This is a genomic window from Chryseobacterium sp. 2P (assembly GCF_059579425.1).
Genome location: NZ_CM184194.1, coordinates 4539004 through 4560043, shown reverse-complemented (window position 1 = coordinate 4560043; position 21040 = coordinate 4539004). Strand labels below are relative to the sequence as shown.

At 36.8% G+C, this 21040-nt stretch carries 20 protein-coding genes; 6 read left to right on the top strand and 14 right to left on the bottom strand.

Translation table 11 applies throughout. From position 1 onward, the window contains the following. Window positions 1-67: 67 nt before the first annotated feature. The 6 genes from mutL to AC52CF_RS20890 all read left to right on the top strand — a co-directional run bounded on the left by mutL (window position 68) and on the right by AC52CF_RS20890 (window position 5437). Window positions 68-1855 carry a DNA mismatch repair endonuclease MutL gene (mutL, locus tag AC52CF_RS20915; protein ID WP_087707024.1) on the top strand — a complete coding sequence of 596 codons (1788 nt, stop codon included), beginning with the start codon at window positions 68-70 and terminating at the stop codon, window positions 1853-1855. Between the two features lie 5 nt (window positions 1856-1860). Further along, window positions 1861-2592, top strand: coding sequence for a rhomboid family intramembrane serine protease (locus AC52CF_RS20910; RefSeq protein WP_214587866.1), 732 nt, complete (start codon window positions 1861-1863; stop codon window positions 2590-2592). Between the two features lie 5 nt (window positions 2593-2597). Then, the gene (locus AC52CF_RS20905) at window positions 2598-3581 is read left to right on the top strand and encodes an endonuclease/exonuclease/phosphatase family protein (protein ID WP_214587868.1); all 984 of its coding nucleotides are present in this window, start codon (window positions 2598-2600) and stop codon (window positions 3579-3581) included. Between the two features lie 73 nt (window positions 3582-3654). Beyond that, window positions 3655-4629, top strand: coding sequence for an endonuclease/exonuclease/phosphatase family protein (locus tag AC52CF_RS20900; protein ID WP_214587869.1), 975 nt, complete (start codon window positions 3655-3657; stop codon window positions 4627-4629). Between the two features lie 4 nt (window positions 4630-4633). Next, a complete protein-coding gene (locus tag AC52CF_RS20895; protein ID WP_214587870.1) occupies window positions 4634-4987 on the top strand; it encodes a hypothetical protein in 354 nt (117 codons plus the stop codon). A 39-nt stretch (window positions 4988-5026) separates the two neighbouring features. Then, a complete protein-coding gene (locus tag AC52CF_RS20890; RefSeq protein ID WP_290264050.1) occupies window positions 5027-5437 on the top strand; it encodes a hypothetical protein in 411 nt (136 codons plus the stop codon). 45 nt (window positions 5438-5482) lie between these two features. Here the strand turns inward: AC52CF_RS20890 and AC52CF_RS20885 are convergent, their stop codons facing one another. The 14 genes from AC52CF_RS20885 to AC52CF_RS20820 form a co-directional block, all read right to left on the bottom strand. After that, window positions 5483-6997 (bottom strand): GH3 auxin-responsive promoter family protein, encoded by a 1515-nt coding sequence (locus AC52CF_RS20885; RefSeq protein ID WP_214587871.1) that lies wholly within the window; start codon window positions 6995-6997, stop codon window positions 5483-5485. Window positions 6998-7103: 106 nt separating this feature from the next. Continuing rightward, window positions 7104-7514, bottom strand: coding sequence for a BrxA/BrxB family bacilliredoxin (locus AC52CF_RS20880; protein ID WP_076391160.1), 411 nt, complete (start codon window positions 7512-7514; stop codon window positions 7104-7106). Between the two features lie 433 nt (window positions 7515-7947). Continuing rightward, entirely contained in the window at window positions 7948-8394 is a 447-nt protein-coding gene (locus AC52CF_RS20875) for a GatB/YqeY domain-containing protein (protein WP_076391162.1), read from the bottom strand. 109 nt (window positions 8395-8503) lie between these two features. Beyond that, window positions 8504-10408, bottom strand: a complete 1905-nt coding sequence (ftsZ, locus tag AC52CF_RS20870; protein WP_214587872.1) for a cell division protein FtsZ — start codon at window positions 10406-10408, stop codon at window positions 8504-8506. 107 nt (window positions 10409-10515) lie between these two features. Further along, the gene (gene ftsA, locus AC52CF_RS20865) at window positions 10516-11907 is read right to left on the bottom strand and encodes a cell division protein FtsA (protein WP_214587873.1); all 1392 of its coding nucleotides are present in this window, start codon (window positions 11905-11907) and stop codon (window positions 10516-10518) included. 89 nt (window positions 11908-11996) lie between these two features. Continuing rightward, complete coding sequence (locus AC52CF_RS20860; RefSeq protein ID WP_214587874.1) at window positions 11997-12941, bottom strand: POTRA-like domain-containing protein; 945 nt, start codon at window positions 12939-12941, stop codon at window positions 11997-11999. A 116-nt stretch (window positions 12942-13057) separates the two neighbouring features. Next, window positions 13058-13435, bottom strand: coding sequence for a GxxExxY protein (locus AC52CF_RS20855; RefSeq protein ID WP_214587876.1), 378 nt, complete (start codon window positions 13433-13435; stop codon window positions 13058-13060). A gap of 121 nt (window positions 13436-13556) precedes the next feature. Next, window positions 13557-14915 (bottom strand): UDP-N-acetylmuramate--L-alanine ligase, encoded by a 1359-nt coding sequence (murC, locus tag AC52CF_RS20850; RefSeq protein WP_375181206.1) that lies wholly within the window; start codon window positions 14913-14915, stop codon window positions 13557-13559. Between the two features lie 3 nt (window positions 14916-14918). After that, window positions 14919-15575 carry a hypothetical protein gene (locus AC52CF_RS20845; protein WP_214587881.1) on the bottom strand — a complete coding sequence of 219 codons (657 nt, stop codon included), beginning with the start codon at window positions 15573-15575 and terminating at the stop codon, window positions 14919-14921. Continuing rightward, window positions 15575-16696: an undecaprenyldiphospho-muramoylpentapeptide beta-N-acetylglucosaminyltransferase gene (gene murG, locus AC52CF_RS20840; protein ID WP_496517635.1), complete on the bottom strand. Its 1122-nt coding sequence runs from the start codon at window positions 16694-16696 to the stop codon at window positions 15575-15577. Before murG ends, AC52CF_RS20845 begins: the two co-directional genes overlap by 1 nt. 34 nt (window positions 16697-16730) lie before the next feature. Then, on the bottom strand, window positions 16731-17969 hold the full coding sequence (locus AC52CF_RS20835; RefSeq protein ID WP_076391176.1) for an FtsW/RodA/SpoVE family cell cycle protein: 1239 nt from the start codon (window positions 17967-17969) through the stop codon (window positions 16731-16733). A 23-nt stretch (window positions 17970-17992) separates the two neighbouring features. Next, window positions 17993-19330: a UDP-N-acetylmuramoyl-L-alanine--D-glutamate ligase gene (gene murD, locus AC52CF_RS20830; RefSeq protein WP_496517634.1), complete on the bottom strand. Its 1338-nt coding sequence runs from the start codon at window positions 19328-19330 to the stop codon at window positions 17993-17995. Window positions 19331-19415: 85 nt separating this feature from the next. After that, a complete protein-coding gene (gene mraY / locus AC52CF_RS20825; RefSeq protein ID WP_076391180.1) occupies window positions 19416-20657 on the bottom strand; it encodes a phospho-N-acetylmuramoyl-pentapeptide-transferase in 1242 nt (413 codons plus the stop codon). Between the two features lie 17 nt (window positions 20658-20674). Further along, window positions 20675-21040, bottom strand: a complete 366-nt coding sequence (locus AC52CF_RS20820; protein ID WP_116099094.1) for a hypothetical protein — start codon at window positions 21038-21040, stop codon at window positions 20675-20677.

Below are 21040 nucleotides of genomic sequence, written 5' to 3'. Positions count from 1 at the left end.
ATTCAGAAGTTTATAGTTTTAATTCTTATTTTGAATGACTATTTTTGTAAGTTGATTTACGTTTTTTATGTCAGATATTATTCAGCTTTTACCCGATCATGTAGCCAACCAAATTGCGGCAGGAGAAGTAGTGCAGAGACCGGCTTCCATTGTGAAAGAACTTTTGGAAAACGCCATCGATGCAGATGCCACAAAAATTGAGTTGATTATCCGGGATGCCGGAAAAAATCTGATTCAGGTTGTAGACGACGGAAAAGGAATGTCTGAAACAGATGCGAGAATGGCTTTCGAAAGACACGCCACATCAAAAATCCGCGGGACAGAAGATATTTTTAAAATCTCTACCAAAGGTTTCCGTGGCGAAGCGCTGGCTTCGATTGCTGCTGTTTCTCAGGTGGAATTAAAAACCAAACAGAAAGACGCTACCATCGGAACGAATATTTACATCGAAGGCGGGGTTTTCCAGTTTCAGGATCCTGTTCAGACGGCTGAAGGTTCTAATTTTCTGGTTAAAAACCTGTTCTACAACGTTCCGGCAAGAAGAAAGTTTCTGAAAAACAACAACGTAGAATTCAGACATGTTATCGACGAATTTCAAAGAGTTGCTTTAGCGCACGAAACGCTTGAGTTTTCCCTTTTTCATGATGATGAGCCTATTTTCAGATTAAGAAAAGGAAGCCAGATGCAGCGTATTGTGGATGTTTTCGGAAGAAAACTGCAGCCGCAGCTTATTCCCATCAAAGAAGATATTATCTGGTGTAAACTTCACGGGTATGTTGCCAAACCGGAAGGAGCGAAAAAAACAAGAGGCGAACAGTTTTTATTTGTCAACGGAAGATATTTTAAAAGCCCATACTTCAATAAAGCCGTTCAGGAAGCTTTTGAAGGATTATTGTTGCCGGGTTATGTACCTACGTTTTTTCTTTTCTTAGATATTGATCCTGAAAAAATAGACGTTAATATCCATCCGCAGAAAACAGAAGTAAAGTTTGAAGACGAACATCTGATCTTTGCTCTGTTGCGTTCCACCATTAAACGTTCTCTGGGAATTTATAACGTTTCGCCAAGTCTGGATTTTGAAAAAGATCCTCACTTTGATGAAATTATGCACAAAACGTTCCCGAGTAAAGGAAACAGTGGAGGTGGAACAACGCTTAAAATGCCGGAAATCATCGTAGATAAAGACTACAATCCTTTTATTGAAGAACGTGAAGTTGCACAGGCGGAAATTCAGAACCTTACGGAAATGTACCATCAGAATATTACCGCAGAACCTTCCAAGATCAATCTGTTTGAGGATGAAGATTTTGATGAAGATCTGATGAGGTTGCCAAACGGATACTGGCTTTTCAACAAAGGGGATGAAACACTAATGCTCGATCTGGGAAGAATGCACAGACTTGTGGTTTCTGAAAATACAAAACCTGTAAAAAAAGGAACAACCAACGGTCATGCTCTGCTCTTTTCTCTCGAATATCATATGAATGAGATTGAAAAAGCGAAATATAATTCCATTAAAAAATATCTTCCTGAGCTTGGTTTTGAAATGAGCATTGCCCACGAAAGTGTGTTGAGAATAGATGCGGTTCCGGAAGGACTGAAAGAAACGCAGGTCATGAAGTTCCTTGAAAACCTTTTTGAAATTCTGGAGTATAAATCTGAGGAAGAATTCATGCAGTATTATCAGAACCAGTGGAGTAAGCTGCAGTCGAAATCAAGATTCGATTTTATATACAAAAAAGATGCGGAGCAGCTTATCAAGGATTTTACCGCTTTGGGCTTTCCGGAATTTTTACCCAACGGAAAAAGATGTTTCTACGAAGTTCCGTTTAATGATTTTAAAAACAAATTTTAGAAGCTATGTTTAACAGTATACCTCCCGTAACGAGAAATATAATCATCATCAATGTTGCTGTATTTGTTATAGCCAATTTGCTGTTTCAGGATAGATTTGTAGGATATCTTGCTGCTTTTTATCCCTTCTCGCCATTTTTCAAATCCTGGCAGATAGTTACACATATGTTTATGCATGGAAGCTTCATGCATATCCTTTTCAATATGTTTACTTTATTTAGTTTCGGACCTATACTGGAAAACAGCTTAGGAGAAAAAAAATATTTAATTCTTTACTTTTTAAGTGGTTTGGGAGCCTTTTTCCTGTTCAATCTGTGGAATTTTGTTGAGGTTCAGCAGATTTCCAGCGAATTGCAGCAGTTAGGATTTAATCTGAATGAATATCTTTCAGGTTCCTCTGTACAATATTCAGGTTCTTCTCAGGCTGTACTTCGACAACAGGAATTGGTTGGAGAGCTGAATGGCATTATGGGAACTCCAATGGTGGGAGCTTCCGGAGCGATATTTGGTGTTGTGGCAGCATTTGCTACACTTTATCCCGATGCAAAAATCGGAATTATGTTTATTCCGATCCCTATGAAAGTAAAATATGTATTGCCGGTCGTTGTTATTGGCTCTATTTATCTGGGAGTTTCCGGAAACGGAGGCGGAATTGCGCATCTGGCTCACGTAGGAGGAGCGATCGTAGGTTTTATTTTGGCAAGAATTTGGAGAAAGCATTTGTACAGATTTAATTAAACCTCTTGAAAATTCTTCGTCTTATTTTTCTCATCCTTCATACCGGAATATTTATTTTATTATCCGGAATGTTAATGAATGCGTATGTTTCACCCAAAATATTTCCTTGGCTGAATTTACTTTCTTTAGGTTTTCCTTTATTGATTATTGCTTACGTTCTACTTACCATTTTCTGGATCATCAGTTGGAAGAAAAGAGCTTTTGTCTTTTTTTTTGCGGGTCTGCTCTTTTTCAATCCTGTTTTGCGATGGATTAATTTTTCTCAGCCCAAAAATGAAAAAGCAGATTTAAAAATTGTCACGTTCAACGTTAAAAACGGTGTTTTAGGAAAAGAAAATATTAAAGATTTCGTCAACAGTCAGGATGCAGATGTTGTTCTGTTCCAGGAGATGGTTAATAAAAAATATGATTTTAAAGATCTGAGGCAAAGCAGCAAAACCCTTCTTACAAGCGTTTTTACAAAACACAAAGTCATTGCTGAGAAAAATTTGCTTGGAGATTATGAAAACGGCAATGCAACGCAGACAGATATTGAGATCAATGGAAAAACCTACCGGATCATTAATGTTTATCTTCAGCCTTTCAGGTTTGATAAAAGTATGGTAAAGCTGAATGGTGATAGTGATGAAGATGAGCAGAAGCTGAGAGGTATTGTCAGAAAACTGATTCCGACCTTTAAAGTGCATCAGGAACAGATTACTCCCATCAAAGAAAGTATTGAATCTTCGCCTTATCCTGTGATTTTGGCAGGCGATTTTAATTCGGTTCCCAATTCTTATGAGTATTACGAATTATCAAAAGATCTTGAAGATGCATTTATGAAAGCCGGAAGCGGAAGTGCCACCAGTTTTCATGATTATAAATTCCCGATCAGGATCGATTATATTTTTGCTTCAAAATCCATTAAACCGTTAAGTTATAAAGTCGACCGTTCTGCGAAACTTTCAGACCATTATCCTGTTATTGCGACATTTAAACTGCAAAACTAAATTATAAAAACAGTTAATGTTTCTCTTATGGTAGGATTTTTGCTGAAAAGCACTATATCCTTAGACTGTTTTCATGAAGCCGCGTCAAGTATTGTTATTTTTCCATATTATTGTTGGTATATTACTCCTGTGTACATTGGGGAACGCATGGGTTCCGCCTAACCTGCTTGGGAATCTCAATCTTCTTTCTCTGGGTTTTCCCTATCTTATTTCATTACATATTATTTTCACACTGATCTGGATTTTCAGAAAAGAAAAAATTGCCATTGCATTTGTTTTGGGAACATTTTTATTTTATAATCCTATCCGAAGATGGATCAACTTTACCCCGAAAACAGAAAGTCAGAAATCAATAAGAGATATAAAAGTGATTACTTTTAATGTAAAATACGGCGATTTTGGCTGGGATAAAGTAAAGAAATATATCCAGGATCAGAATGCAGATATCATTCTGGTTCAGGAAAAAGATACCAATCGTGCCTTGAGGCAGGATCTGGTAAAATACCCTTCTGTTATTTTAAAAACTAAGCATAAAATTGTAAGACAGGAAGAATTGATTACGGATAAATCGCGAGGTAATTCATTTTATGCGGATGTAGATATCAACGGAAAAATTGTAAGAATTGTTAATGTTTATCTTGAACCTTTCCGGTTGCATAAATCCATGCTTCAGTTCGACGGACTGAAAAAAGAAAGCGGGAAAATCAATACCCTGCTCTCGCATATGATTCCTACTTTTAAAGCACACGAAGACCAGATCAAAAAAATAAGAAAAGCGGTGGATCTTTCACCCTATCCTGTAATTCTGGCGGGTGATTTCAACTCTGTTCCCAATTCTTATGAATACTATAATCTGGGAAAAGATCTTCAGGATGCTTTCTTGGCGGCGGGAAACGGAAGCTCCTCAAGTTTTCATGATTATAAGGTTCCGTTGAGAATCGATTATATCTTCAGTTCAAAATCAATTATTCCTTTAAGCTATAAAGTAGATAATTCAGTAAGATTATCGGATCATTATCCTGTAATTGCAGAATTTCTGTTAAATTAGTTCCATGAAAAATTTATCTTTTGCAGCTATTATTTTCTCGGCAATTGTAATGTCCTGTTCAAAAAAAGAACCGGCAGATTTTTATCCTCCAGACAGTCCGAAAGCAAATTATGATACCACCGCAATCGATTCTTTTTCGAATGGCGCGGTTTCTGTAGATGTAGCAAGGCAGATCAGGATATCTTCAAAACAGTATCAGGATTCATTAAAAGAAGCACTGAAAATTCAGGAGCAGGAAAAGAAGCTGAAAGAGGAGCTTGAGAAAGAAAATAAAAAGAAAGCAGATGAAGAAAAGAAAAAAACAGACGAGGAGAAAAAGAAAAGTTCTGAACCTTCTGCGGAAGTAAAATCTGCATAATATAAATCACAAAAAACGTTTTAAAAAAAATTATAAAGTATGAAAAAAAGCATTTTATCTGTACTGATGATTGCAGCAGTAGTTGTATCATGTACAAAGTCTACATCAAAAACCGAAACTGTTGAAAATCCGGACGGATCTACAATTACCACCACCACTACTGTTTCAGAAAACGGAATCGGAGTAGATTCGGCAAAAATTAATGAAGTGAAAGAAAATACTCAGGCTAAAATTGATGCTGCCGGACAAAAGATTGATAATGCTGCCGAAGATGCAAAAAATAAAATAGATGCAACAGCAGACAAAACGAAACAGGATCTTCAGAAAGCAGGACAGGACATCAAAGAAGGGGCTGATAAAGTAGGAAAAGATGTGAAAAGTGCCGCAGCAAAAGGAGCTTCCAAAGTTGAAGAAGGCGCTAAAAAATTAAAAGAGGATTTAAGCAAATAAACATCTTCTTATAAAAAACGAAACCGCAGTTTTTCTGCGGTTTTTTTATTTGTTCAGTTCAAGTAAGGGATCAATATATTCTCGGTCATTGCTCAGTCTGGGAACCTTATTTTGTCCGCCCAGTTTGCCTTTGGATTCCAGCCAGCAATAAAAAAGATTGGGCTTTGCAATATGAACAATCGGTCTTTTCAGCGTCATATTGTTGTAACGTTTGGCTTCGTAGTCAGAATTAATGGATTTAAGATGATTATCAAAAGCATCTATAAAACGCTCTAAATTGTCCGGCTTTTCGCGGAATTCAAAAATCCACTCATGAGCTCCGCCTTCGTTCTCTTTCATGAAAACAGGAGCTCCTGTAAAGTCGGAAACGGATGCATTGGTTTCTTCACAGGCTTTAGAAAGGGCAGATTCTACATTGGTAATCATCAACTCCTCCCCAAAAGCATTAATGTAATGTTTCGTTCTTCCCGTAATTTTTATTCTGAACGGATTGGTTGAGGTAAAAATAACGGTATCGCCAATGAGATATCTCCACAATCCGCCGTTTGTCGTAATCACCATTGCATAATTTTTCCCGATTTCCACATCTTCCAGGCTCACGACTTTCGGATTGGAAAAATGAAACTGATCCATCGGAATAAACTCATAAAAAATACCGTAATCGAGCATCAGAAGCATTTCATCACTATTCGATCTGTCCTGAATTCCGAAAAATCCTTCAGAAGCATTATAGATCTCATAGTAATTGATATTTTTTCCTATAATCTGTTTGTACTGTTCTCTGTAAGGCTTAAAGCTGATTCCTCCGTGGAAAAACACTTCAAGATTCGGCCACAGTTCTGAAATATTCTGAACATCAGTTTCCTTCAGAACCCTTTGTAAGAGAACCATCATCCAGCTCGGAACTCCAAGAATACTTCCTACATCTTCATTTTTAACTTCGGACGTAATGGCTCTGAGTTTGCTTTCCCATTCTCCCATCAAAGAAACCTTTTTACTCGGAGTGGTGGTTACTTCTACCCAGAAAGGAAGATTATCAATCAGAATAGCGGATAAATCGCCAAATTTGGTATTAAAATCCGCGTAGAGTTCAGAACTTCCGCCCAGACGTAAATTTTTATAATTAAAAAGCTGATTTTCCGGATGATTATTGGCATAAATGGAAACCATATCTTTTCCGGCTTTCATGTGGCAGTATTCAAGGCTTTCCGCAGAAATCGGGATGAATTTGCTTTTGGCATTCGTGGTTCCCGAAGATTTTGCAAAATGTTTGATGTAACCGGGCCAGCTTACGTCCTTCTGTCCCTGTCTTGCTTTTTCAATATAAGGCTCCATTTCTTCGTAGGTAACGACCGGAACTTTGTTTTTAAAGTCCTGATAACTCGAAATGGAATTAAAACCGTATTTTCTGCCATACTCCGTATCTTCTGCATGAAATAACTGGGAAAATAAGATACCTTTCTGTGTTTCAATAGGATGATTCATGAAATTCTGAATCTGATCTATCCTCTGCCGGATAAACCAATTGACTACAGTATTGAAAAGTGCTTTCGTTGCCATTCCAACAAATATAACAATAATTGATTTTTCAGAGAATTTTTTTATGATGATAAAATAAAAAAAACCGCTACAAATTGTAACGGTTTATATCTGAAATGCTCATTTACTAGCAATACTCGTCGTAAGCAGCCTGAAGGTTCGCAGCAATTGCTCCTGCAGGATTTCCTTCAATGTGGTGTCTTTCCAGCATATGAACCAGTTCTCCGTCTTTAAACAATGCTACGCAAGGCGAGCTTGGAGGGAACGGTGCTAAATGTTTTCTCGCTTCAACAACAGCTTCTGTATCGAAACCTGCGAAAACAGTAGTTAAATGATCAGGTTTTTTGTCTCCTGTTAAAGAATATACAACTCCTGGTCTTGCAGCTCCTGCAGCACATCCGCATACGGAATTGATGACCAAAAGGGTAGTTCCTGATTGTTTTAATGCTTCTTCTACCTGAGCCGGAGTGGTCAGGTCTTCAAAACCTTTATCTGTAAGTTCAGCCTTCATCGGCATTACTAAATCTTGTGGATACATATTTTTGTTTTTTGTAAAGTACAAATTTAAGCAATTCTTTACGTTTCATCAATATATAAAAACTATCGGTAGTTTTGGAAAACAAAATGAATTGAATGTTAATAGTTTAATAATAATTATAAAATTTTAAATTAAATATGTTAATTATCAAAAATAATTACTAAATTTGAAATGATTCTGAAAACAGTTGACCATGAAAAAATATTTACACTGATCCCTCTCAATTTATTTTCTTTCAGTTTTTGCTTTTATTTTGAGCAATAATTGATGTCACTCAGAAAAAAATAAATGAAGCCCGAAACTGAAAAATTTCGGGCTTCTTTAATCAAATCGATATGCAAAGGTTGAATATCCTTATAAAATAGCTGATGGTTTTTGGTTGCCAGTTGATGGATAGAAGACCACTCAACTAAAAATTACCCGCAATCAGCAATTATGAAAGCAGTTTTTTCGCCATCTCGGAAATGCTTTTTCCGTCCGATTTTCCGGCTAAAGATTTTGAAGCAATTCCCATTACCTTTCCTAAATCTTTCATAGATTCAGCGCCTGTTTCAGCGATAATGTTTTTCATTTCTGCCTCCAGTTCTTCTGCTGAAAGCTGTTTCGGCAAAAACTGCTCAATCACTTTCATCTGAGCTTCCTCTACTTCGGCAAGATCATTTCTTCCCTGTGCAGTAAACTGTTCGGCAGAATCCTTACGCTGTTTTACCATTCTCTGAAGAATAGCAATTTCCTGTTCTGCGCTTACTTCTGCTCCTCTCGCTTCCGTTTTAAGCAGTAATATCTGAGATTTTACAGCACGAAGAGAATCCAAAGCCACTTTGTCTTTGGCTCTCATTGCTGTTTTTATAGCTTCGTTTATTGTATTTTCTAAACTCATGGTTTTAATTTGATAATTTGAAAAATGAGACAATTTGAAAATGTAATTATTTTAGAATCGAGAATGTATAATTTTCAAATTCTCAAATGACCACATTTTCAAATTAAATTCAGTCTACATCTTTATTTAAAAATCTGTTTTCTCTTATCTGCATATTTCCGTTGTTATCAGACAAATATGTGTTGATATTCTGGTCTGATGCATTGGTTCCTTCAATGGAAATATTTTTTCTCTTGAATGCAGGCACAGATTCAAACTCGCTGGAGCTGTCGAAACTCTGGTAACGGGAATTGAACTCCTTCAGTTTGTTTCTTCTTTCCATTACTCTTTCCTGATCTACGGTTTTATTCACGAAGGTGAATTCTTCTTCCGCTGGTTTCGGAGCTTCTGTTTCTGTTTTATTTTCAACAACAGGTTCTTCTTTCAGATGCTGAAAGAAATGTTCCACTTTCTGAAACGGCTCTTCTGTAAGCTGATTCACTTCGTTGACTGCTGCAAGTTCTGCTTTTGGCTGTCCGAAATCAGATTTAGGCTCATTTTTTACAGGCTCATTCACGAAGAAGCTGAATTCAACAGGTTTTTCTTCAGAAAAAGTGTTATTGAAAGCAGTATTAGACTGTGGTTCTTCTTTTTTATGATCAAAATCGAACTTAAAAGATTCTATTTCCAGATCATTCGGATCTTCTGCTTCTTCATCTAAAGTAAATAAGCTGAAAGATTCTTCCTGTTCATCATCATTTCTCCAATCCTGAGTGTTATTAACCGTATCTTCCTCTTTATCAAAGAATTTTATTTCAGTTTTAGTCTCTTCGTTGCCAATAGTCATTTTTTTTTCAGTAGACGTAACCCCAAACTGTGGATGGTCGTGGTCTTCGTCGTCCAATCTGAAAAGGTTTTTACCTCCGAAATCATAATCCTGCTCTGCGTGAGAATGTCTTTCCTCTCTGGTTTTGAAAGGAGACTCTTTTGGAGTATCGAAACTGTCGTTCAGGCTGATTTTAATTTTCTCTGTAGGTCCTGCAAATTTTTTGTTATCGTTAGAAAAACCTGTTGCGATTACAAGAACGCTTACAGAATCTCCCAGTTCTTCGTCTGCTCCCACCCCGAAAATAATATCTGCGGTGTTTCCTGCTTCTTTCTGGATATGATCCATGATTACTCCGATTTCGTCCATGGTCACTTCTTCCACACCACTTCTGATCAATAACAGAACGTTTTTCGCGCCTGTAATTTTGTTGTCATTCAATAGTGGAGAATCAAGCGCCTTTTTAACCGCTTCTTCAGCTTTATTTTCACCGGAAGCAATTCCTGTAGACATCAAAGCCGTCCCAGAATTCTGAAGCACAGATTTAGCATCTCTAAAGTCAATGTTAACATCAAAGTAACCCGTAATAACTTCCGCCATTCCTTTGGCAGCGTTTGTTAAAACTTCATCGGCTTTTGAGAATCCCTGCTTGAATCCAAGGTTTCCGAATTGCTGTCTTAATTTATCGTTGTTGATGACGATTAATGAGTCAACGTTATTTCTTAATTTATCAAGACCGTTTTCAGCCTGTTCCAGTCTTCTTTTCCCTTCAAAACTGAAAGGTACGGTAACAATTCCTACCGTTAAGATTCCCATATCTTTGGCTACTTTAGCAATAACGGGAGCGGCTCCGGTTCCTGTACCGCCACCCATTCCGGCAGTGATGAAAACCATTTTGGTATTCTGTCCCATTGCAGCTTTAATATCTTCGATGCTTTCGATGGCAGATTTTTCTCCCACTTCAGGATCGGCTCCTGCGCCAAGACCTTCCGTAATGGTAGTTCCCAGCTGTACCTTGTTGGCAACCGGATTGTTATCTAAAGTCTGGGCATCTGTATTGCAAATCACGAAATCCACTCCGTGAATACCTTTTTCGTACATGTGTTTCAGCGCATTGTTTCCACCGCCTCCAACACCGATTACTTTTATGATTGATGAATTTCCTTTTGGCAAATCAAATGAAAATCCTTGTGTACCTATGTTTTCCATAATTAGTTTCTTTTAATAATTATAATTGATAAGCGATAAATGAATAATGATTTTGTTTTAATTAAAAATAAATCATCAATTATCACTGATCTTTTATCATTTATATTTTATTCTACTTCTTCAAAGAATTTTTTTACTTTTTCCATCAGCGACTGCCCGAAAGTGAGTTTTGCCGCCTTTTTATTCTCATGCTGTTCTTCTTTAGGCTGTTGTTCCTGTATCGGCGCAACTTCCTGCGGAGTGGGTTGTGAAGTTTCAATCGCAGCTTGTGCAGCAGCATTTTCCGGCTGCTCTTTTTCCAAAACAGGAGTGTCTTCCACCGTGTTCAGCTTTTTATCCCTTATTTTTAAACTTTCCATTAATAAACCAATGGAAGTCGCAAATTCGGGACCTTTAAGATACTGATTTTTATCATTCGCCACATACTCATTTGCAAATCCGATTCTGCTGTCGAATCCTGTTGTATAATTGGCGAGCTGACGAAGGTGTTTCAGGTTGGATCCACCACCCGTTAATACGATTCCAGCAATCAGTTTTTTCTTTTGTTCAAAGGCTCCGTACGCCTTTAATTCTGTATTTACCATTTCCAGAATTTCCTCTACTCTCGCATTGATGATCTGTGCCAAAGTTTTCAGAGAAATTTCTTTATCCGGTCTTCCGTGAAGTCCCGGAATGGTAACATAAGTACTGTCTTTTTCAAGCTCAGGAACCGCAGAGCCGAATTTTACTTTCAGTTGTTCCGCGTGTTTCTCAATGATCGAACAGCCTTCTTTGATGTCTTCCGTAATGATTCCTCCTCCGTAAGGGATTACACAGGTATGACGGATGATGTTATCTTTAAAAATTGCAATGTCTGTAGTACCGCCTCCGATATCTACAATAGCAACTCCTGCCTCTTTTTCTTCTTTTGTAAGAACCGCTTCAGAGGATGCCAAAGGCTCCAGCGTAAGTGCTTCCATTTCAAGCCCTGCTTCTCTCACGCATCTCGCGATATTGCGAATGCTTCCCATTTGTCCTACAACCACATGGAAGTTGGCCTCTAAACGCTTACCGTGCATCCCGACCGGTTCCTGAATTTCACCTTCGGAATCTACTTTGTATTCCTGCGGTAAAACGTGAATGATTTCTTCTCCAGGAAGCATCACCAGTTTTTTTACCTGATCTTTTAATGCTTCAATGTCGTCGTCTGTGATGAATTTATCCGGATGTTCACGCATAATATAATCGGAGTGCTGCAGAGAACGGATGTGTTTTCCTGCAATTCCTACCGTAACTTTACGGATCGGAACTCCTGCGCTGGACTGTGCCTCAGACACAGCAGCTTTGATTGAATTAATGGTCTGCGAAATATTATTCACAATACCTTTGTGAACCCCAAGACTTTTCGCCTTTCCTACACCGAGAACTTCTATTTTCCCGTGTGCATTCCTCCTTCCGACAATCGCAACAATCTTTGTTGTCCCGATGTCCAGACCTACTGAATACTCTTGATTTTCCATTTTTATACCGATTTGATTTTTTTGTTTTTCAGTTCCTGTTTTAATAAGGATCATAGGTTTTTGCCTATGTATATTGATGTTTTTTTATTTTATTCGATCTTAACTTTTGCTTTAGTTTTCGGTTTTGACGCCGTTGGTTTATCAGTTTTTTTTGCTTGGGCTGGCTTCGGTTTTGAAGGATTCCCCGTTTTCTTAATTTCTTTTTTAACTTCAGCTTTCGGCTTTGGTTCGGTACTTTTGGTGACGGCAACCGGAGCTTTTGCCAGTTCTATGTTCGCCGCTTTTAAAATACTGTCGTTTTCTTTGTAATTGGGATTAAGAGTGGTTACAATCTGGTTCTGATATTTAATGGAAACCATACTGTATTTCTCAGGATCCTGATAGACAAGATATTTTTCCACAAATGCCTTAAATCCTTTAACCTTAAAATCGATATTATCTAAATCCCCGATCTCTACTTTGTAATTTCCTTCACTGGTAAGAAGATTATAGTCGCCATTTCGGTCCTTGGATATTCCGATGAAGTATTTTTTACTAAAATCGTCTTTGTCTATTTTTTCAACCAGTTCGGCAAGTTTTTCATACTCTTCTTTTTTTACATTTCCTGTCACCAACATACAAGGATGAGAATAGGTTTTGGAGATCGGAAATTCTATTCCTTTTTCATCTACATAAAAATCTCTGCCTTCTTTGTTTAATCTGAAAACGGGAACCCTCTGTTTGATGTCTAAATTCAGTTTTCCGTTCAGGTTTAAATAAACATTTGCGCTGTCTACCGCCGGAAGATTGTTGATCTTTTTTTCCAGCGCGGGAATATTAAGATCCCCGACTTTTCCAGAAGGGTTTTCCTTTTTTACAATTTCACGGATATCTTTTTCATCAATGAAGTAAACCGGTGTTTTTTCATTCATTTTCACAGAAATTTTATTGTCCGTAATCTTCTGTCCGCTGAATTTTTTCAAGGAGAAACTCAACAGGAATCCAAGGATGATTACTGTGATGGCAATTTTTAATATTCTGTATTTATTTTTCATTTTTGTTTTTTAGCTTTTTTAACGCTACGGGCGCAAGGGTTTTCTTTAAATTCTTGCTTTTTATTTTTATGTTCGCAAAGGCGTTTCACTCAGCAAATGATAGCCGAAAATATTTTTTATAATTTGTTTACTGCTCTTTTTACTCCGTCTTTAAATAAGGTAGAATGAAAATTTAAAATCATCCCTAATTTCATTTCTGTGATTCTTAAATAATTAAGAATTTGGAAAAAATGATATTTATTAATTTTCGGAACTGCTTTTATTTCTATAATTACTTTATTTTCAATTAATAAATCAACTTTGAATGCTTTCTCAATAATTAAACCTTCATAATTGACACTAATATCTTTTTGACTTTCAATGTACAATCTGCTATTTTTTAACTCTTGAATTAAACATTGCTCATAAACATTTTCATAAAGTCCGATTCCCAGTTTTCGGTGCACTTTCATCCCTGCATCAAAAACAATGTTTGAAATTTCATTTTCTGTCATTGTGTGTTTTATTTACTCTGAAATGATATTTTCAGCTATCATTTGCTGAGTGAAACGCCTTTGCGAACAAATTTCCTTGTTTTCAAAAAATTCTTTGTGTCCGTTGCGTTATATTTAATAATTAAATTTTCTCTATCCACTCACAAACAGGATCATACAGTGTGTCTATATTTCCTGCCCCTACTGTAAGAAGGATGTCAAAATCTTTTTCTTTTATTTTGCTGAAAGCTTCGCTTAATGTTGAAACTTCTTTTTTATCTAAATTAACTTTTTCTAGCAGCCAATCGGAAGTGATTCCTTCAAAATTTTCCTGAAGTTCTCTTGCCGGATAAATATCAAGCAAAATCAGTTCATCAGCTTTACTTAAACTTTCTGCGAATCCGTCTGCAAAATCTCTTGTTCTGCTGAAAAGATGAGGTTGGAAAACGACCAATAACTTCTTTTCAGGATAAAACGTCCGGATTGAACCCATCACGGCATTAATTTCTGTCGGATGATGCGCATAATCGTCGATGTAGATTTTACCGTTTTCGTAAATATGTTTTGTATATCTTCTTTTAATTCCTTTGAAATTGGCAATTGCTTTTTTCAGAGTTTCGAAATCTACTCTTAAATTGTTTAAAATAGCCAACGCAACCGTAGCATTTTCTACGTTGTGAATTCCCGGAATTTCCCAGACAAAATCTTTTACCGTTTCGTTGGGCGTATGGAAATCAAAATAAATTTTATCATGCTCCATTCTCAGGTTATCTGAATAATAATCAGCCACTTCGTTTACAGCGTAGGTTTGATGAGGTCTTCCGATTTCAATTCCTTTTCTTACAAAAAGCTGTTTGTCTTCAGGAACCAAAGCTGCAAACTGTCTGAATCCTTCTTCAATGGTATTTTTATCTCCGTAAATATCCAGATGATCCGCATCGATGGAAGTAATAACTGCCCAATCCGGAGAAAGGTTTAGAAAGCTTCTGTCGTATTCATCTGCTTCCACAACTGAATATTGTGAGCCGTTGTAGAGGAAATTTGACTTAAAATTCTCAGAAATTCCTCCCAGAAAACATGAAAAAGGCAAATCTGCTTCTTTGCACAGGTGTGAAACCAAGGTAGAAGTCGTTGTCTTTCCGTGAGTTCCGGCAACAGCAATGCAATCTGTGTTTTCCGTAATCAATCCTAAAACTTTTGCACGTTTTAATACTTCAAACTGATTGGTATTGAAATAATCTAATATGTCCAGTTTTTTAATCGCCGGAGTGTAGATAACTAACGTATCTTCTTTGTGAAGCGACGTAATTTTTTCATCAATGACATCTTCAAAAACAATATCAATTCCCTCGCTCATTAAAGTCTGAGTAAGTTTCGTGTTGGTTTTATCATAGCCTGAAACTTTTTTGCCCGAAGCATGGAAATAACGCGCCAAAGCACTCATCCCGATCCCCCCGATTCCAACGAAGTAAAAATTTTGATATGTTTCTAAATTGTTCATTTATTATAATTTAACTAAAAAGTTTATTCCAATCCATACAAAAAAAGCTATTGCAGAGATAATTAGAATGTTTTGTCCGTGGCTTCTGTCTTTTTTAGCAAAGCCATAAATTCTATCACCATTTGGTAAAGCTTTTTTATAATATATTAAATAAGCTCCAACAAATACGCCTAAAAATCCTGCAAAAAAGGCAGAAGTGTATCCGATTATTATTAACCAAGTCGGACTTTCTTCCTGAGTTGAAAGATCTTTAATTCTTTGTTTATTTATCACATTTAAAAGTTCCGGGCTAATTTCCTTTCCTCTTTGTTTTAATATTTTTTGAGCGAGTAAATAATCAAATTTGTTCCATTCTTCTTTTTTTGTTACAATTTCAATCAGTTCTTCATCAGAAGAATCAAAAAGGTAATAGTCTTGATCTACGTTTTCAATTTCTTTTTTAACCAAATCTTCTTCTAATTTCTCTACCTGACTAAAATCGTCTTTTTGAATTTTTAATTCAAACTGTTTTGTATTTATATCGCCTCCAAAACTGGAGTCTAATTGTGAAGAATTATTTGCCAATTCATAAGCAATATGATTCTCTTCCAGAATTTTTATTAATTCTAAAGCATCATCTTCGTAAATGAATTTTCTATATGTAGAAAGCTCGTGTGGCATTATTTTATCACTTTAAAAATCTCGTCTACAATCTCTTTTGCTGCATTTGGTTTGGCAAAATATTTCAGATTTTCAGACATTTCTTTTCTTACTTTTTCATTTTCGCATATTTCTGAAAGGGTATTCCAGAATTTGTCCTTCATCTCAGAGTCTTTTACCATTCGGGCTGCATTTTTTTCAACCAGATTCATTGCGTTTTTGGTTTGATGGTCTTCCGCTGCAAAAGGGAAAGGAACCAATAAAACCGGCTTCTGTGCAACCGCCAGCTCTGAAATGGCAATTGCACCCGCTCTGGAAACAATGACATCTGCGGCAGAATAGGCAGTTTCCATATCTTTGATGAATTCTTTGAGCTGGATGGAAGCTGGAAGCTGGAGGTCGGAAGACAACTCGCTGTAGTCTAACTTTCCGGTTTGCCAGATCAACTGGTAACCTTTTTCTTTAAGGTTTTCCAGATTGTCTTTCCATCCGTTATTTAATGTTCTTGAGCCTAAAGATCCTCCGACAGATAAAATTGTCAGTTTATCTTTATCCAAGACCATTTTTTCTTTTGCCTGAATGGTTTCCTGCATTCCGGAAATGATATTCTCACGAATTGGATTCCCCAGAAATTTTATTTTTTCAGCCGGAAATCCTTCCACTTTCGGATAAGCGGTAAACACGGCTTTTGCTTTTTTACTTAAAATTTTATTCGTAACTCCTGCATGAGCATTCTGTTCCTGAATAAAAATAGGAATTCCCAGTTTACTTGCCTCGTACAAAGCCGGTCCGCTTGCAAAACCTCCTGTTCCCACGGCAAAATCCGGAGCAAAACTTTTAATGATCTTCTTCGATTTGGATAAACTTTTTAGTATTTTAAAAGGCAATCCTAAATTCGACAGAAGATTTCCTCTGTTGATTCCGGCAATATCAATTCCTTCGATTTTATAACCCGCCTGCGGAACTTTTTCCATTTCCATTTTTCCGTTGGCTCCAATGAACAAAAATTCAGCATCGGGAAATCTTTTTCTGATTTCGTCCGCAATAGCAATAGCAGGAAAGATGTGTCCTCCTGTTCCTCCTCCCGATAATAATACACGGATGGATTTTGGTTTTTGGCTATCTGCTGATGGTTTATTCATTTCTGTTTAAATCTTTTTTATAAATTTTTTTGTCTTAAGCAATGTCGTTAATCTCCGCTATGCTTTGTTTTTTGCCCATTCCTTCTTCATCGTAAATCTGAATTCTGGAGCTTATGTTTAAAATAATTCCCAACTGCAAATATGTTACCAACATTGAGGTTCCTCCGTAACTTATTAAAGGCAGCGGTTGCCCTGTTACAGGGATTAAATTAACAGCAACTGCAATATTTACAGACAGTTGTATAAAAATCATTACTCCGAGGCTGAGAACGAGCAAAGAGCCGAAAAAAGCGGGCATCTTACTGGCTATCATGACGATACGGATTATCATAATTAAATATAAACTTACCAGAAAAACAGCTCCGATCACTCCGTATTCTTCTACAATCACGGCGAAAATAAAGTCGGAGGCAGACTGCGGAAGCATTTGTTTTAAAGCACTTTTTCCGGGTCCCATTCCTGTAACTCCGCCGTGTACGATGGCAGCTTTTGCCATCATCACCTGATAATTTTTAGCTTTTACACTTTCGTCATCTACGTCTGCAGTTTTTGCTTTGCTTGATGTAAAGGTTTCAATACGGCTCATCCACGTGTGAACACGGTTTCCTCCAATTAAGTTGGTGTTTAAAGCCACCAGTAAAAACAGAACAATTGCGATGAATGATGCAGAAATAAATCCTGCAATATATTTCCAGTGTAACTGTCCGATGACGAGCACAATCACGGAAACCATTAAAATCATCAATGCGGTTGAACCATTGTCTTTTGCCACCAGAACAAAAACCAGCAGAATCGGACCGAAGATGTACATGATATTCTCAATCGGAAGTCGTTCCCGCGTTATTTTCTTGGTTAAATATCTGCACAGATAAATAATCAGCATTAAAAAAGCAAAGGAAGACGGCTGGAATGAAATTGGTGTTCCGGGAATTTTCAGCCATCGTGAAGCACTGGCTCCGTCAATGGTCTGTCCTGTGAACATGGTGACAATCAATAGAATAACCATTAAACCAAGCATGATGCTGCTGAGTTTTCCGATGTATTCGTATTTTACCATTCCGACTACTCTCATGATTCCCAAACCTAAGACTACGAAGAACATATGTTTGATAACGTGACCGGTTGTGGTCCCGTTGTTGACGATATATTCCAGATTCGAACTTGCAGAATAAACCGGGAAAATAGAGAAAATGGAGATCACAAGAATGACCATCCAAAGTACTTTATCGCCCTTCAGGAATTCAAATCTGTTTTCTGTGTCTTGTTCGTTCATATATAATGCTGTTGGCTTTTTGGTTAATTGCCACTGGCTTTTAATACCTGCTCTTTAAACTGATGACCTCTGTCTTCATAGTTTTTGAATAAATCAAAACTTGCACAGCACGGAGACAGTAAAACCGTATCTCCTTTTTCAGCGAGAGATTTTGAGATCTCCACTGCTTTTTCCATGCGCGACGTGTCGTAAATAAATTCTTTTTTGTCTTTGAAGAAGTTGATAATTTTCTCATTATCAATTCCTAAGCAGACAATTGCTTTTACTTTTCTTTTGACTAAATCTTCAATTTCGGTATAGTCATTACCTTTATCTAAACCTCCTACAATCCAAACGGTCGGAGTTTTCATACTTTCTAAAGCGTAATACGTTGCATTAACATTGGTTGCCTTGCTGTCGTTGATATATTTTACACCCTCAATTTCAGTTACAAGCTCCAGTCTGTGTTCAACCGCCTGAAAAGTCATTAATGAATTTCTTATACTTTCATTGTTGATTTCCAGTATTTTACCGGCAATTGACGCGGCTAAGCTGTTGGCAACATTGTGAGTTCCCAGAAGAGATAATTCATCAAGTTTCATTGAAAAAGTATCCTTCAGTTTTACCTCAATGGTGTCGCCGTTAATGAAACCTCCTTCTTCCAGTTTTTCTTTGGTGGAGAAAGGAATCATTTTCGCTTTAATTTCTAATTTTTCAAGAATATTTTTGCTCATCTCATCATCTTTATTGTAGATGAAGAAGTTATCATTTTCCTGATTCTCCGTTATTCTGAATTTAGCCAGAGCATATTCTTCATAGTTGTAATTGTACTGATCCAGATGGTCCTGTGACAAATTCAATAATAAAGAAATATACGGTCTGAAATTCTGAATATCGTCCAACTGGAAAGAGCTTACTTCCAGAACATAATATTCATGGTTTTCATCGGCAACCTGCTTTGCAAAACTGTACCCTATATTTCCGCCTAAACCTACGTTTAATCCGTCGTTTTTCAGGATGTAATAGATGAGAGACGTTGTTGTTGTTTTTCCGTTGCTTCCTGTGATGGCGATGATTTTGGCATCTGTAAATTCCGAAGCAAATTCAATTTCAGAAGAAAGTCTTATTCCTTTCTCATTAATTTTCTGAATCATTTCTGCCTTTTTCGGAATTCCCGGACTTTTTACAATCCAGTCGGCATTTAAAATTCTTTCTTCATCGTGGCTTCCTTCTTCGAATTCAATTCCATTCTCGTTTAGAAACTGTCTGTAGTTATCCTTGATGGCACCTTTATCGGAAAGAAAAACTTCCATTCCTTTCTTTTTTGCCAGATAGGCAGCTCCGCAACCACTTTCTCCTCCTCCTAAAACAACTATTTTCATATTTATTCTTTGTAAAATGTAAAATGTAAAACGTACAATGTATCTGGTGTCTTTTTACATCAATACTTTTTACTTTTTACAAAATTTATCTCATTTTTAATGTGATCAGACATACAATTGCCAACATTACTCCGATGATGATCATTCTGTTCACTATTTTACTTTCATGAAAGCCTCCCTTCTGATAATGGTGATGTAAAGGGGACATTCTGAATAGTCTATTGTTTTGGGCGTATTCCAACCCGAATTTTCTTTTTCTGTATTTAAATACGACAACCTGAAGCATCACGGAAATATTTTCGATCAGGAAAATTCCGCAAAGTACAGGAATCATGAGTTCTTTTCTTAAAATAATGGCTAAAACAGCAATAACTCCGCCTAACATCAGACTTCCGGTGTCGCCCATGAAAACCTGAGCAGGATAGGTGTTGTACCAGAAGAATCCAATTACGGCTCCTACCATGGCGACTACGAATATGGTGGTTTCTCCCATGTTGGGAAGGAACATAATATTCAGATAATCAGCGAAAATGATGTTCCCTGAAAGATAGGCAAACAAGCCGAGTGTTAATAAAATGACGGTACTGGTTCCTGCGGCAAGACCATCAATTCCGTCGGTAATATTGGCTCCGTTTGAAACAGCCGTTACGATGAAAATCACAATAGGAATAAAAACAATCCAAGCCCATTCGTGAGCATCTTTATCGTTCATCCAAAACAGAATTCCGCTGTAATCGAATTCGTTGTTTTTAGCAAACGGAACGGTAGAAACAGTTATTTTCTCGGTAGGCATAAAGTTTTGCTCTACATTATTTCTGTTTACCACTTTTGCATCTGCATATTTTCTTTTTACGGTAATATCGGGATGAAAATACATGGTAACTCCCACGATTAAACCCAATCCGACCTGTCCCACGATTTTGAATTTACCGCTTAAACCGTCTTTATTCTTTTTGATCTTTTTTAGATAATCATCCAGAAAGCCTATTGCACCCATCCATATCACGGAAACAATCAGAAGAACAATGTAAACGTTTGTAATTCTGGTAAATAGCAAAACAGGAATTAACGTTGCCAAAATGATGATAAGACCTCCCATTGTAGGAGTACCTTCTTTTTGTTTCTGCCCGTCCAGACCAAGATCACGCACCAGTTCTCCCATCTGTTTTGCTCTCAGATAGTTGATGATTCTTTTTCCATACACCAAAGCGATGGTTAAAGAAAACAGAACCGCCATTCCTGCACGGAAGGAGATGTATTTCAACAGTCCCAATCCGGGAACGTGGATTCCCATGCTGGTTAAATATTCGTATAGATAGTATAGCATTTCTTTTATTTCAGTTCTTAAAGATTATACATTTTTGTAAAAACGTTATTTCTGTGTTTGCATAACGAATCAATATTTTTCTCAGGACTTTCAATTATTAGTCTAATCCCTCCAAAAGGTTCATTATATAACTTTAAAATTTCTTTTTTATATTTTTTATCTTTATTCTCAAGATATTTTTCACAAAGGCAAATTGCTACATCAACTTTTGCATTTGATTCTGATACCTCTAAATAACCAAGCTTTGGCTTGTTGAGTTCGTAAGTTTGTTCACAATCCAAAATCTTAATTTTCTTTTTAGAATAATTATTTAAAAGAAAAACTATTAACAATCCTAATCCCAAAACTGCGGAAATTATTAATATGATTTTAGAGGTTTTCAT

Coding starts and splice junctions, on each gene's coding strand:
- AC52CF_RS20835 (WP_076391176.1), bottom strand. CDS start 17,969: ATGAACGAACAAGACACAGAAAACAGATTTGAATTCCTGAAGGGCGAT.
- AC52CF_RS20910 (WP_214587866.1), top strand. CDS start 1,861: ATGTTTAACAGTATACCTCCCGTAACGAGAAATATAATCATCATCAAT.
- AC52CF_RS20880 (WP_076391160.1), bottom strand. CDS start 7,514: ATGTATCCACAAGATTTAGTAATGCCGATGAAGGCTGAACTTACAGAT.
- ftsA (WP_214587873.1), bottom strand. CDS start 11,907: ATGGAAAATCAAGAGTATTCAGTAGGTCTGGACATCGGGACAACAAAG.
- AC52CF_RS20875 (WP_076391162.1), bottom strand. CDS start 8,394: ATGAGTTTAGAAAATACAATAAACGAAGCTATAAAAACAGCAATGAGA.
- murC (WP_375181206.1), bottom strand. CDS start 14,915: ATGAACAATTTAGAAACATATCAAAATTTTTACTTCGTTGGAATCGGG.
- AC52CF_RS20855 (WP_214587876.1), bottom strand. CDS start 13,435: ATGACAGAAAATGAAATTTCAAACATTGTTTTTGATGCAGGGATGAAA.
- mutL (WP_087707024.1), top strand. CDS start 68: ATGTCAGATATTATTCAGCTTTTACCCGATCATGTAGCCAACCAAATT.
- AC52CF_RS20845 (WP_214587881.1), bottom strand. CDS start 15,575: ATGCCACACGAGCTTTCTACATATAGAAAATTCATTTACGAAGATGAT.
- AC52CF_RS20885 (WP_214587871.1), bottom strand. CDS start 6,997: ATGGCAACGAAAGCACTTTTCAATACTGTAGTCAATTGGTTTATCCGG.
- AC52CF_RS20895 (WP_214587870.1), top strand. CDS start 4,634: ATGAAAAATTTATCTTTTGCAGCTATTATTTTCTCGGCAATTGTAATG.
- AC52CF_RS20900 (WP_214587869.1), top strand. CDS start 3,655: ATGAAGCCGCGTCAAGTATTGTTATTTTTCCATATTATTGTTGGTATA.
- mraY (WP_076391180.1), bottom strand. CDS start 20,657: ATGCTATACTATCTATACGAATATTTAACCAGCATGGGAATCCACGTT.
- ftsZ (WP_214587872.1), bottom strand. CDS start 10,408: ATGGAAAACATAGGTACACAAGGATTTTCATTTGATTTGCCAAAAGGA.
- AC52CF_RS20860 (WP_214587874.1), bottom strand. CDS start 12,941: ATGAAAAATAAATACAGAATATTAAAAATTGCCATCACAGTAATCATC.
- AC52CF_RS20820 (WP_116099094.1), bottom strand. CDS start 21,040: ATGAAAACCTCTAAAATCATATTAATAATTTCCGCAGTTTTGGGATTA.
- AC52CF_RS20890 (WP_290264050.1), top strand. CDS start 5,027: ATGAAAAAAAGCATTTTATCTGTACTGATGATTGCAGCAGTAGTTGTA.
- murG (WP_496517635.1), bottom strand. CDS start 16,696: ATGAATAAACCATCAGCAGATAGCCAAAAACCAAAATCCATCCGTGTA.
- murD (WP_496517634.1), bottom strand. CDS start 19,330: ATGAAAATAGTTGTTTTAGGAGGAGGAGAAAGTGGTTGCGGAGCTGCC.